Annotated in this window: 9 protein-coding genes; 6 read left to right on the top strand and 3 right to left on the bottom strand. The window is 65.1% G+C overall.

Going from position 1 to position 12,363, the window contains the following annotated elements; translation table 11 throughout:
• Positions 1 to 357 precede the first annotated feature (357 nt).
• Entirely contained in the window at positions 358 to 2,043 is a 1,686-nt protein-coding gene (locus FF090_RS18335) for a PglL family O-oligosaccharyltransferase (protein ID WP_310732995.1), read from the top strand.
• On the opposite strand, the gene moaC is transcribed toward FF090_RS18335, so the two are convergent.
• Positions 2,044 to 2,529: a cyclic pyranopterin monophosphate synthase MoaC gene (gene moaC / locus FF090_RS18330; RefSeq protein WP_138858113.1), complete on the bottom strand. Its 486-nt coding sequence runs from the start codon at positions 2,527 to 2,529 to the stop codon at positions 2,044 to 2,046.
• A gap of 87 nt (positions 2,530 to 2,616) precedes the next feature.
• Between moaC and FF090_RS18325 the strand changes: the two genes are divergently transcribed.
• Positions 2,617 to 4,197: a M48 family metalloprotease gene (locus tag FF090_RS18325; protein ID WP_175423721.1), complete on the top strand. Its 1,581-nt coding sequence runs from the start codon at positions 2,617 to 2,619 to the stop codon at positions 4,195 to 4,197.
• Positions 4,198 to 4,208: 11 nt separating this feature from the next.
• Here the strand turns inward: FF090_RS18325 and FF090_RS18320 are convergent, their stop codons facing one another.
• Positions 4,209 to 4,550, bottom strand: coding sequence for a phage holin family protein (locus FF090_RS18320; protein WP_138858111.1), 342 nt, complete (start codon positions 4,548 to 4,550; stop codon positions 4,209 to 4,211).
• Between the two features lie 238 nt (positions 4,551 to 4,788).
• Between FF090_RS18320 and FF090_RS18315 the strand changes: the two genes are divergently transcribed.
• The 3 genes from FF090_RS18315 to FF090_RS18305 all read left to right on the top strand — a co-directional run bounded on the left by FF090_RS18315 (position 4,789) and on the right by FF090_RS18305 (position 7,355).
• Positions 4,789 to 5,757, top strand: coding sequence for a TerC family protein (locus tag FF090_RS18315; protein ID WP_310732994.1), 969 nt, complete (start codon positions 4,789 to 4,791; stop codon positions 5,755 to 5,757).
• A 183-nt stretch (positions 5,758 to 5,940) separates the two neighbouring features.
• Positions 5,941 to 6,366: an SWIB/MDM2 domain-containing protein gene (locus tag FF090_RS18310; protein ID WP_138858109.1), complete on the top strand. Its 426-nt coding sequence runs from the start codon at positions 5,941 to 5,943 to the stop codon at positions 6,364 to 6,366.
• Between the two features lie 215 nt (positions 6,367 to 6,581).
• Positions 6,582 to 7,355, top strand: a complete 774-nt coding sequence (locus tag FF090_RS18305; protein ID WP_138858108.1) for an MHFG family PEP-CTERM protein — start codon at positions 6,582 to 6,584, stop codon at positions 7,353 to 7,355.
• Here FF090_RS18305 and uvrA read toward each other — a convergent pair.
• Positions 7,345 to 10,302, bottom strand: coding sequence for an excinuclease ABC subunit UvrA (gene uvrA / locus FF090_RS18300; protein WP_138858107.1), 2,958 nt, complete (start codon positions 10,300 to 10,302; stop codon positions 7,345 to 7,347). The two genes, FF090_RS18305 and uvrA, sit on opposite strands and share 11 nt — an antisense overlap.
• A gap of 67 nt (positions 10,303 to 10,369) precedes the next feature.
• Between uvrA and FF090_RS18295 the strand changes: the two genes are divergently transcribed.
• Positions 10,370 to 12,352 (top strand): hypothetical protein, encoded by a 1,983-nt coding sequence (locus FF090_RS18295; protein ID WP_138858106.1) that lies wholly within the window; start codon positions 10,370 to 10,372, stop codon positions 12,350 to 12,352.
• Positions 12,353 to 12,363 lie beyond the last annotated feature (11 nt).

Raw genomic sequence — 12,363 nt, 5'->3', positions numbered from 1 at the left:
TCAAATTGTTGGATTGCAAATGGCATCCAAGGAAGAAGCTTGCCATAGTATTTCTTAACGGCTGGTAGATTGTTAAGGCGGCTTGTGACGATGCGGCGAAACGGCAGTCCTGATCGATGCGTGGTAGGAAGTTTATCAATTAGTGTATATAGTGTTGCATCTGGAAATAGGGCCAGGATTCTTTCCAGGACTTTCTCCGCTCCTGCCAACTCGATCAGCCAGTCGTGAATTATTGCGACATTGCGCGGTGCATGGTATTCCAACATACTTGGGTCATGTTGGCGCATCGAGGCTGTCTTGGTTTGGTTTGGCACCGCATTGCTATTGCTGTCTGACATTTCGTTTGAAGATGTATCTATGCAGGTTGAAATGAACAGAAAGGTCTCTGGCTTATCCGTACTGGCTGTGGTTGCTTGTGCGCTACCTGTTCTTTGGGCCTACTCCTCCCCACCCGCTGCAACAACACTCAATCAGCTGCTAGCTCTCGGGCTGTGGGGTGGGGTTTTGGCTATGGCTGTTCCATGGGCCACAAACAAGCGGTGCTGGGCACTTTGGGTTGCATTGGTACTTGCTGCCGCATCAGCTGTTCACGGGCACGACTGGTCCGCACTTTCTTTTCTTTTGGTTGTCTTGGCGTTGTCGGAGTGGACCGGTGCGGTTCGCCAGAAATCACGCTCAGAAGAGCTTGAGGTTGGCTTGTCGACCGGTCTGCTCGTGGGCGCGGTGGCCAGTCTAATCGTCGGTTTGGTCCAGGTGTTTTCACCTGCGTGGGCCGATGGCGTTTGGATGGCTAAGAGTGGGTTGGTCGGCCGGGCCGTGGGGAATGTGCGTCAACCTAACCATCTCGCCACTTTGCTGCTTTGGGGTGGTGTGGCAACCATTTGGCTAGGTCAAAAATATCGTTGGCCTATTTGGGGCCGGGCTTTGCTGCTCGGAAGCTTCTCCGCTGGGGTGGTGTTGACAGCATCCCGGACTGGGTTGTATTTCGGCATTCCTTTGCTTGCTTTGTGGGGCCTGTTGGACCGCAAATTGGATCGCGGATCGCGATTTCCTTTGTTAGTTAGCCCTTTGTTCGCCGCCCTTGCTTGGTGGGGCCTGCACCTCTGGGCCCAAAGCGGTGCCGGTGTTTTCGGTGCGGAAACGCGGCTGGATAGCGAAGGTGCGGGCTCGCCCTCGCGCGTTGCCATCCTGAAGAACGCTTGGGAGCTTCTGCAAATGCACCCCTGGACCGGTGTGGGCTGGGGGGAATTCAACCGGGCTTGGACGTTGACGCCCTTTCCAGACCGCCCCACAGCCTTCTTTGATCATTGCCACAACCTGCCGCTGCAGTTGTTGGTGGAGTTGGGCTGGCCCCTGGGGCTGACAGTGCTGGGTTTGTTGACCTGGGCCTTTTTGCGGGCGGTGCAACTGGCTTGGCGGGCCAAGGGGCCGGAGGCGGTGCACCGGCGTGCTCCGCTGATGATCCTGCTGATCGTGGGCGTGCACAGCATGCTGGAGTACCCGCTTTGGTATGCCTACTTTCTGTTCCCCACGGCTTTTGCCTGGGGTTTGTGCCTGGCGCCAGAGGCGGGTGAGACCCGCCCCGTCGCCGCCCCGCACTGGAGTCAGCACTGGCCGCGTTGGGTGGGGGCCTTGATGGTGGTGGGCAGTCTCTATGCCTACTGGGAGTACCGCTTCGTGGCAGCCATTTACGCGCCGGCCGAGTGGGATCAGCCGCTGGTGCAACGCATCGAGCGTGGGCAGCGAACCTTGCTGTTTTCGCGTCATGCGGATTACGCCGCCGCCACAGCCTTGGGACACAACGCCAAGTCGTTGGAAGCGGCCAGTCGCACCGGACATCAGCTCATCGATGCCCGGCTGATGATCGCCTGGGCCAAGAGCCTGCATGCGGTGGGCGAGACCGACAAGGCGCGCTATATGGTGGCGCGTCTGCGCGAGTTCCGCAGCCGTGAGGGCACAGCCTGGCTGAGTGCCTGTGGCAATGAACCCGAACAGTGGTTTTGCGCGCCGCCGGAAAAGCAGTACAGCTGGAAAGACTTCTGATCAGCCGGCCACGACCCAGTCGCCCGACTTGCCCCCACGCTTTTCCAGCACTTGCACGGCGTCGATCACCATGCCTTTGTCGGCGGCCTTGCACATGTCGTAGATGGTGAGCAGGCCCACTTGCACGGCGCACAGGGCCTCCATCTCCACGCCGGTGCGGCCCACGGTCTCGACCTGGGCGCTGCAGCGAACGCGCGATTGCGCGGCATCGAGTTCAAACTCCACCGCCACGCGGGTCAGGGCCAAGGGGTGGCATAGCGGCACCAGATCGGCGCAGCGCTTGGCACCCTGGATGGCTGCGATGCGGGCCACCGCCAGCACATCGCCCTTGGCGGCTCGGCCCTCGGCGATCAAGGCAAAGGTCTCCGGGCGCATGCGGATCAGGCCGCTGGCTCGTGCCACTCGGTGGCTGTCCACCTTGCCGCCTACGTCCACCATATGGGCGTGGCCCTGGGCGTCGAAGTGGGTCAGGGGCGAGTTGGACATGGGCAGAAACAATCAGTTGACAGAGGCGGGCGATGATAGGGCTGGCCCTGATGTCGGCCGGCCGATGGCCGGCGTTGCTGGATGACCATGCTCAAGCCCCTTTTGAACCCCCGTCCACGCCTGCGTGCCCTTTGCCTTTCGCTGTTGATGTTGCCGGGGGCCGCACTGCCGCAGGGGGCGGCCGTACTGCCCACCTTGGGCGATTCGGTGTCCGAGCAGGTGGGCTTGCAGGATGAGCGCAAGTACGGCGACTGGATCATGTCCCAGGTGCGCCTGGACCCCTCGGTACTGGATGACCCGCTGCTGCAGGCCTATATCGAGTCGCTCTGGCAGCCCTTGATGCAGGCAGCGCGTGCTCAGGGCCAGATCAGCGAGGAGCTGATGGAGCGCTTCGCCTGGGAAACCCTGCTGGTGCGCGAGCGCAATATCAATGCCTCGGCCTGGCCGGGGGGGTATTTCGTCTTCAATCTGGGCCTGCTGGCGATGACGGCGGACCGCGACGAACTGGCTTCGGTGATGGCGCACGAGCTCTCCCACGTCACGCAGCGCCACATCGCGCGCGGGGTGGCGGGCGAGGGCAAGAGCACGGCCATCACCATCCTGGGCGCGCTCCTGGGCATCCTGGCCGCCAGCAAGACGGGCAGTACCGATGTGGCGATTGGCGTGATGTCGGCGGCGCAGACCGAGGCGCAGCGTCAGAAGCTGAGCTTCTCGCGCGATATGGAGCGCGAGGCTGATCGCGTGGGTCATGCCGTGCTGGTGGGCGGGGGTTATGAGGCCAGCGGCATGGCCCGCATGTTCCTGCGGCTGGAGCAGTCCACCCGCTTGATGGACAACGGCGCCTTTCCCTATTTGCGCTCGCACCCGTTGAACAGCGAACGCATTGCCGAGGCGCGCCAGCGCGCGGGCCTGGATGCTGCGTCGGGTGCCTCGCAAGGCCTGCTGCGGCATGCGCTGATGGCCGCCCGCGCGCGGGTGCTGATGGACGAGCGCGCCGAAGCCTTGCAGAGTGCCGCGGCGCTGGAGGTCGGAGCGCGCGACGCTGACGCCACGGCCCAGATTGCCGCGCGCTACAGCGCGGCGCTGGCGGCCTACAAATTGCGCCAGCGCGATCGGGCAGAGGGGGCCCTGCGCGCCGCGGCAACTTGGCTGCCCAAGCTTGGTGAGGCCGACCGGACCCTGGCGCGTGCGCTGCTGGACCAGTTGCGGGCAGAAGGCGCTGCACTGATGGGGGATGGCGAGGCGGCCCAAGCGGCGCTGGCGCCATATGCGGAGCAGAAGGACCTCCCTCTGATGCTGTTGCGGGCCGAAGTGGCTGCGGCACCGGGAACGCCGCCGGCGGCTCGCACGGCGGCCTTGGAGGCGCTGCAAACGCATTTGGCCCTGCAGCCCAAGGACGCGCCGGCCTGGCGCCGTGCGGCTTTGCTGTGGGAGCAGCAGGGGCAGCCCCTGCGCGCGGTGCGCGCGCGCGCGGAAGGCCATGCCGCCATCGGCGATTTGCGCGGTGCCATTGATCGGTTGCGCGCCGGCTTGCGCTTGTCGCGTGCGCCGGGTGCCGACCCGGTGGAGGCCTCGGTGATTGATGCGCGACTGCGCGCCCTGTTCTATGAGCGTCGCTCGCAGTTGCAAGAGCTCTACCCGCGCGGCCTGCCGCCGGATGCGGAGTAGGGCCTCGTGAACTATCGGCGGCGCAGGCCGAGGTCGATCACCAGTCCCAACGCGCTGTAGATCAATGAACCCAGCAGCGCTGCGCCAAAACTGCGCACGGCAAAGCCGTCCAATACGGCCGCAGCCGACCAGAACAGCGCGGCGTTGATGACGAATAGGAACAGGCCCAAGGTCAACAGGGTCGCGGGCAGGGTGAGCAGCACCAATAGCGGGCGCAGCAGCGCATTGAAGAGGCCCAGCACCGCAGCGGCGATCAGCGCACTGCCAAAGCTGCGCACTTGCACCCCGGGGTAAAGGTGAGCTACTGCTAACAGAGCCAAGGCCAGCAGCACCCAACGAAGCAGAAGATTCATGGGCTCAGCATAGCCCTGGCCGAACTGGGGCTTTGAGCAGACGGTGCACAATTCGCCCCACTCGAAAGGGGAGTAGCAGCGCGTCGCTTAGGCGGTGTGGTGCGGGATCCGTCAGTACGGTGTCGATGACACCCGGGCCCCACAGCCTTCAGGCCATGCCTGAAGTCCCCGCAAGACCTTTCGATCCGAGCGCACCCGCCCAGGGTGCGTCTTCAAGGTCTTGTTGGAGCGAGTCATGCTGCAAACCATTGCGCCGGCCTGGTTGTGGGCCTTCTTCGTCGTCACCGTGTTGGTGGCGCTCTTCATTGATTTCGTGGTGCTCAAGAAGCAGGGCGCCCACGAGGTCAGCGTCAAGGAGGCGGTGCGCTGGTCCATCGTCTGGGTGGCGGTGTCACTGGCCTTCAACGCGATGTTCTGGTGGGCGGTGAAGGACCAGAGCGGCGATGTCGCCCTCGCCAATACCAAGGCGCTGGAGTTTTTGACCGGCTACCTCATCGAGAAGTCTCTGGCGGTGGACAACATCTTTGTCTTCCTGATGATCTTCACCTACTTCGCGGTGCCGCCCGCTTATCAGAAGCGGGTGCTGATGATCGGCATCATCGGCGCCATCGTTTTGCGCACGCTGATGATCTTGGCCGGCGGCTGGCTGCTGCAGCAGTTCCACTGGATCCTTTACGTGTTTGGCGCCTTCTTGCTGATCACGGGCATCAAGATGTGGTGGGCCGCGGGGCAGGAGCCCGACCTGGAGAGCAACCCGGCGCTCAAGCTGCTGCGCCGCGTGCTGCCCGTCAGCCGTGAGTTCGATGGCGAGAAGTTCTTCACCGTCGAGAACGGCCGCCGCATCGCCACGCCCTTGCTGATGGTGATCTGCCTGGTGGGCCTGACCGATGTGATCTTTGCGGTCGATTCCATTCCCGCCATCTTCGCCATCACCACCGATCCCTTCATCGTGCTGACGAGCAATGTCTTCGCCATTCTGGGTCTGCGCGCCATGTACTTTTTGCTCGCCGCGGTGGCCAGCAAGTTCCATCTGCTGAGCTATGGCCTGGCGCTGATCCTGGCCTTCATTGGTACCAAGATGATGTTGATCGACGTCATCAAGATTCCGGTCCTGGCCTCGCTGGGCGTGGTGGTGGCCATCCTGGTTGCAACCATGTTCTTAAGCGTGCGCACCGCGCCCAAATTGCCCCAAAACGCGGCGCATTGATGCGTCAAAGCCTCACCAAGGGTTTGAGAGCATCAATTCCTCTATGAGAGGCATGTCTTTTTCATAGAGGAGCGCTTACGATTGCGCCCGCTCGGTGCTAGAGAGAACCTGAAGGCGATGGACGTCTCGTTCAACGACCTTCTACCCGGCCCGGCAATTCACTCAACGCACGGAGAGATTCATATGGCAACTGCGAAGAAGGCGGCTCCGGCCAAGAAGGCCGCGCCCGCAAAGAAGGCCGCCCCGGCCAAGAAGGCCGCTGCACCGGCCAAGAAGGCTGCTGCTCCGGCCAAGAAGGCCGCTGCGCCCGCCAAGAAGGCTGCGGCCCCGGCCAAGAAGGCTGCTGCGCCCGCCAAGAAGCGCACCCCGAACGCGGCCTTCATGAAGGCCCTGACGCCCAGCGCTGCGCTGGCCGCCATCGTGGGCGACAAGCCGCTGCCCCGCACCGAAATCACCAAGAAGGTGTGGGAATACATCAAGAAGAACAAGCTGCAGGATGCGGTGCAGAAGCGCGTCATCGTTGCCGATGCCAAGCTGAAGGAAATCTTCGGCAAGGCCAAGGCCGATATGTTCGAGATGACCAAGCTGATCAGCAGCCACCTGAAGTAAAGCCGACTCGGCGCTTTCGGCGCCGAACGGACGAGCCCGGTCTTGACCGGGCTCTTTTTTTGCCCTGACGCGACAGCGCGTTGCACGTGCTCGCCTTGGGCGTGAACTAGGTGGCAGTTGAGGCCGCTTGCCGGCCCATTCCAGTCGCCGCTCTTCTTAGACTCGCGCCCGAGCTGTAACGGTTGGTGACGCTCGCCCGCCGCGCCGGAGAAACCATGTCCCTGATCGCCACGCTGGCCCTGGCCGCCAGTTCCGCCACCGCCACGCTGCCGAGTTGCTCCTGGGATCGCCCGGGGGTGGACCCCTTCATGGGCGATGTGGTCGCGGCTGTGGACCGCTACAAAGACATCCCGACGGCCACCCGAGCCAAGCTCAAGGCCCGCATGCAAGCGCGCCAGTACGACGAGATGGCTGTCATCAAGCGCGATGCCATCGAAGGCAAGGCTCGTTACGCGCCTGAGATTCGCGATATGCACTTTGGTCGTGGCAAGGTTTGCCAGACGGTGAGTCGTGCCAAATGGAGTGACCAGCACCAGGAGCGCGGTCTGGTCTATTGCGAAGATGGCCACTGCATCATCGTGCCCACGGTCTGCCGCAATGTCAGCCGCGTCACCCGTGCCGCACCGCCAGTGGCAGGTGCCGCGCAGGAAGAGCCGCAGGTGTTGGCCGCCAAGCCCGTGGACGACACGCCGCTGGACTTCGAGGCCCCCGCCGCCGGTGCGGCGCCGGTTCAGCCCTTGCCTACGAGCTTTGCGCAGTTGGCTCAGGTGCCGACCCTGACGCCCTCGCCCAACTTCACCCCGCTGAGCGGCCCCACGCCAACCCCTCCTGGGGGTGTGCCGCCGCTGCCGCCCAGCCCGCTGCCGGGTCCGGACCCGGTGCCGCCTGTGACCCCGGCCGTGCCCGAACCGTCGACCTGGGCGATGTTCGGCCTGGGCCTGTTGGCCCTCGGCCTGCGCAAACGACTGGGGAAAGACCTCAGCGCCTGAGCAACTCGGCCAAGTAGCGCCCGGTGTGGCTGTCCGGATGGGCGGCCACTTGCTCGGGTGTGCCGCAGGCCACCATCTGGCCGCCGCCGGCGCCGCCTTCGGGGCCCATATCGATCAGCCAGTCGGCCGTCTTGATGACGTCCAGGTTGTGCTCGATCACCACGATGGTGTTGCCGGCGTCTCGCAGCTGGTGCAGCACCTTGAGCAGCAACTCGATGTCGGCGAAGTGCAGGCCGGTGGTGGGCTCGTCCAGGATGTAGAGCGTGCGGCCGGTGTCGCGCTTGGAGAGTTCCAGCGCCAGCTTGACGCGCTGCGCCTCGCCCCCCGAGAGCGTGGTGGCGCTTTGACCCAGCTTCAGATAGCCCAGGCCCACGTCCAGCAGGGTCTGTAGCTTGCGCTGCAGGGTGGGCACGGCGTTGAAGTGGCCGTAGGCGGCCTCCACCGTCAGCTCCAGCACATCGGCGATGGACAGGCCCTTGTAAAGCACCTCCAGGGTTTCGCGGTTGTAGCGCCTGCCATGGCAGACGTCGCAAGGCACGTAGACGTCGGGCAGGAAGTGCATCTCCACCTTGAGCACGCCGTCGCCCTGGCAGCTTTCGCAGCGGCCCCCGGCCACGTTGAAGCTGAAGCGGCCGGCGCCGTAGCCGCGCTCGCGCGCCACCGGCAGCTCGGCAAACAGCTCGCGCATGGGGGTGAACAGGCCTGTGTAGGTGGCCGGGTTGCTGCGCGGTGTGCGGCCGATGGGTGACTGGTCGACGTTGATGACCTTGTCGAACAGCTCCAGGCCTTCGAGCAGGTCGAAGGCAGCCGGCTCGGCATGGCTGCCGTAGAGCTTCTTGGCCACGGCGGCGTACAGGGTGTCGTTCACCAGGGTGCTCTTGCCCGAGCCTGAGACGCCCGTCACGCAGGTCAGCAGGCCCACGGGGAACTCGGCCGTCACACCCTTCAGGTTGTTGCCGCGTGCGTTGTTCACCACCAGCTTGTCCGGCCCGAAGGGGCGGCGTTGCTTGGGCACCTCAATGCGGCGCGCCCCGCTCAGGTACTGGCCGGTGATGGAGTTCGGATTGGCCGCCACCTCCGCAGGTGTGCCGGCGGCCAGCACCCGGCCGCCATGGATGCCGGCGCCCGGCCCCAAGTCGAGACAGTAATCGGCGGCGCGGATGGCGTCTTCGTCGTGTTCGACCACGATCACCGAGTTGCCCAGATCACGCAGGCGGCGCAGGGTGGCGATCAGGCGGTCGTTGTCGCGCTGGTGCAGGCCGATGGAGGGTTCATCGAGCACATACATCACGCCGGTCAGGCCGGAGCCGATCTGCGAGGCCAGGCGGATGCGCTGGGCCTCGCCGCCCGAAAGCGTCTCGGCGCTGCGCTCCAAATTCAGATAGCTCAGCCCCACATCGTTGAGAAAGCGCAGGCGTGCGGCGATTTCCCGCAGCACCTTGGCGCCGATCTCGGCCTTGGCGCCTTTGAGCTGCAGGCCCTCCACGTAAACCAGTGCATCGGCCAGGGTCATGCGCTCGATCTCGTAGATCGGGCGGCCCTTGGCCTGGGGTTCGCGGGCATCGTGCAGATGCACATGGCGGGCCTCGCGCTTCAAGCGCGTGCCCTGGCAGGCTGAACAGGCCTGCGCGCACTGGTAGCGCGCCAGGTCCTCGCGCACGGCGGCGCTGTCGGTTTCCTTGTAGCGCCGCTGCAGATTGGTGAGGATGCCCTCGAAGGGATGGTGGCGCTTGACCGTGCGCTTGCGGCCGCTGGCCGACTCGCTCACGTAGGCGAACTCGATCTCCTCCTCGCCCGAGCCGTGGAGCAGCACGTGGCGTGCGTTCTCGGGCAGTTCCTCAAAGGGCGTCTCGATGTCGAAGCTGTAGTGCTTGGCCACTCCTTCGAGCAGGCCGAAGGTGTAGGGGTTGCGGCGGTCCCAGCCTTTGACGGCGCCACTGCCCAAACTGAGCGAGGGAAAGGCCACCACGCGTGCTGGGTCGAAGCCCAGCACCTGGCCCAGGCCCTCACAGTCCGGGCAAGCGCCGCTGGGGGAGTTGAAGCTGAACAGGCGCGGCTCCAGCTCGGCCAGCGCATGGCTGCAGATCGGGCAGGCGAACTTGCTGGAGAACAGCTGCTCTCGGACTTGTTCGCCCCCAGGTGCGCCCAAGGGCGCCCCGCCCCCCGAGGGGGTCAAGGAAGCTTGGGAGCGGCCCAGCGCTTCCTTGGCGCCCATGTCCAGCACCAGGGCGCGGCCTTCGGAGAGGCGCAGCGCGGTCTCAAAGCTCTCGGCCAGACGCTGGCGCAGGGTTGTGGCGGCGTCGGCGCCGAGCTTGATGCGGTCCACCACCACATCGATGTCGTGCTTTTCTGTCTTCTTGAGCGCCGGCAACTCGCTGGCTTCGACGATATGGCCGTCGACCCGGAAGCGCACAAAGCCCTGGGCCTGCAGGGCGGTGAAGACGTCGCTGAACTCGCCCTTCTTCTCTCGTGCCAGGGGAGCCAGCAGCATCAGCTTGCTGCCTTCCGGCAAGGCCAGCACGGCGTCCACCATCTGGCTGACCGACTGGGCCTCCAGCGCCAGACCATGGTCGGGGCAATAGGGCGTGCCGGCGCGGGCGAACAAAAGGCGCAGGTGGTCGTGGATCTCGGTCACCGTGCCGACCGTGGAGCGCGGGTTGTGACTGGTGGCCTTTTGCTCGATGGAGATGGCGGGCGACAGGCCTTCGATCAGATCGACCTCGGGCTTGTCCATCAGCTGCAGGAACTGGCGCGCGTAGGCGCTCAAGCTCTCGACGTAGCGTCGCTGCCCCTCGGCATACAGGGTGTCGAAGGCCAGGCTGGACTTGCCCGAGCCCGACAGACCGGTGATGACCACCAGGCTGTGTTTGGGCAGATCGACGTCGATGGCCTTCAGGTTGTGGGTGCGCGCGCCGCGCACGCGGATCCAGGCGGACTCAGTGGACATCGGGAGAGGCTCGGGCTGTGTAACCGGGCATCATAGGCGGCAGGGTGTTTATGACCGGGGATGCGTGATGCGGTGCTGGGTGCGGGCGGTGACGGTGGCCGGGCTGTCGGTGTTGGCCGGTTGTGGGGGCGGCGGCGGTGGCGGCGCGGAGCCACAGCCGGTGGTGACCGTGCCGCCGCTGAGCAGCCGTTGCGAGGCGGGCTCGCTGGCCCGGCTGGACACCGAGCCTCTGGTGGTGGGGCGCAGTAGCGAACTGCACCTGCTTTCTTGCGGCGGCGCCTTGGCCAATATCCAGTGGAGCCAGAGTGGCCCCAACACTCAAGCTTTGTTGTCGGCTCGCGCGCCGGCGCTGACACTGACGCCCACCCTGCCTGGCACCCAGCGGTTTACCGTGCAATTCGGCGATGCCCAGGGCCGCAGCCATTCGGGGTCGGTCGACTTGGTGGTGGCGCCCAATGATCTGCCGCGCGGTCTGCTGACGCGCGGCGAGCCCAGCGTTTGGGGCGGGGGCCAGACCTCGGTGCGAGCTTGGCCGCAGGGTTATAGCGCGGCTGAGCTGAGCGGCAGCCGGGTGCGCTGGGAGCGCGTCAGCGGGCCGGCTCTGACCTTGGCTGACAGCGCCAGCAGTTTGCTGGTGCTGTCGGCACCGTCGGTGAGCACCGATGAGTTGCTGGTGTTGCGCGCCACCCTCACCCTGGCCAATGGCAGCCAGGTACAGGACGAGTTCCGGCTCTTGGTGCAGCCGCCGCCCAGCCCGGCGGCCAGCCCACTCTTCAATGGCAGCAGTGCGGCCACCCGCGTCTATCCCTATCAGGCGAATGGGCCGCATGCGGCGGCCCTGGCCCGCTGCATCTACACCCCGGCCCTGCAGTGGAACCCGAACAATCTGTGCACCTTGGGCGAGTTGCCCCTGCTGGGGCAGGGCGGCGTGACGCCCACCATCGAGCAGGTGATGCAGCGTGTGCTGGTGAGCCACGACTGGATGGGTGAGGTGTTCGAGCGATTTCTTCGCGAGCACGATCCGCACGGTGACTTCCGCCGCATGCTGGCCAGCACCACGGCCGTGGTGATTGGCGGACGGGTGCGACCGGCCTTTTACTGGAACACCACCGGCGCCATCTATTTGGACGGCGCCTACCTGTGGTTGACGCCCGAGCAGCGCGACACCCTGAGCGAGGCGCCGGACCCTCGCAGTGCCAATGGCCCCTTGCTGCAGTACACGATGCCCTGGCGCTACGTGAAGGACAACCAGTACGCCACGCCCGCGCGCCCGGTGGCCGAGCGCAGCAGCCGCAGCCTGGACGAGGCCCGAATTGAATTGGCGCGTTTGCTGTATCACGAGCTGACCCATGCCGCCGACCTGGTGCCGCCGCGCCTGCACGCCGTGTTGAACCCCTCGCGCAAGGTGTTCGAGTCAAAGCCAAGCGCTTCTCCTTCGGACTTGTTGCGTCAACAGCAGCCGTTCCGATCTCAGGAAATGGTTGACTTGGGCCGTGTGCTTTTCGACCGAGAAGGAAGGGTCCAGGCTTCAGATCAGCAGAACCGCTTTTTGCCCTCGGATGTCACCACTTTTTTTGTGGGCGACAAGGTGACGGATGACTACAGCTATGCGTGGCCAAGAGAGTCTGAACTGGCTGGAGAACCGCCGCGCGAAGACACCGCCATGCTGGTCGAGGAGGCCCTGATGCAGCTGCGCTACGGCGTCATGCGCGATGTGGCGGTGACCAATAGATTGGTCGATGGCGCCTCGAGTGCCGATCTGCGCGTGCATTGGGGTCAGCGTGGGCGCATTGGCGAGGCCCTGATCCGCCCGCGCCTGCAATTGGTGCTGGCCGAAGTCATGCCTTGGTTGCCCGCGTCGACGGTGGACGGCCTGGCCGCACCGCGTCTGTTGAAGGCCGGGCTGACCTGGGGCCAGAACCTGGACCAGGGCGCGGTGGCCTTGAGTCGGCCGCGGGCCCTGAGTGCGGCCGAGCGCCTGCGCGAGGATGAACTGGCGACCGAGCGCAATCGCACACGCGGCGGGCGCCCGGGCTCGCCGGCACACTGAGGGCTGGCCCC

The organism is Inhella inkyongensis, from assembly GCF_005952805.1.
In the GTDB taxonomy this organism is placed as follows: domain Bacteria; phylum Pseudomonadota; class Gammaproteobacteria; order Burkholderiales; family Burkholderiaceae_C; genus Inhella; species Inhella inkyongensis.
The sequence above is the reverse complement of the archived record's forward strand: the minus strand, read 5'-3'. Positions and strand labels throughout refer to the sequence as shown.

Excerpts from the sequence above, each read along its gene's own strand:
- FF090_RS18295 (WP_138858106.1), top strand. The coding sequence starts at position 10,370 with ATGCGGTGCTGGGTGCGGGCGGTGACGGTGGCCGGGCTGTCGGTGTTG.
- FF090_RS18320 (WP_138858111.1), bottom strand. The coding sequence starts at position 4,550 with ATGAATCTTCTGCTTCGTTGGGTGCTGCTGGCCTTGGCTCTGTTAGCA.
- FF090_RS18310 (WP_138858109.1), top strand. The coding sequence starts at position 5,941 with ATGGCAACTGCGAAGAAGGCGGCTCCGGCCAAGAAGGCCGCGCCCGCA.
- FF090_RS18305 (WP_138858108.1), top strand. The coding sequence starts at position 6,582 with ATGTCCCTGATCGCCACGCTGGCCCTGGCCGCCAGTTCCGCCACCGCC.
- moaC (WP_138858113.1), bottom strand. The coding sequence starts at position 2,529 with ATGTCCAACTCGCCCCTGACCCACTTCGACGCCCAGGGCCACGCCCAT.
- FF090_RS18335 (WP_310732995.1), top strand. The coding sequence starts at position 358 with ATGCAGGTTGAAATGAACAGAAAGGTCTCTGGCTTATCCGTACTGGCT.
- uvrA (WP_138858107.1), bottom strand. The coding sequence starts at position 10,302 with ATGTCCACTGAGTCCGCCTGGATCCGCGTGCGCGGCGCGCGCACCCAC.
- FF090_RS18325 (WP_175423721.1), top strand. The coding sequence starts at position 2,617 with ATGCTCAAGCCCCTTTTGAACCCCCGTCCACGCCTGCGTGCCCTTTGC.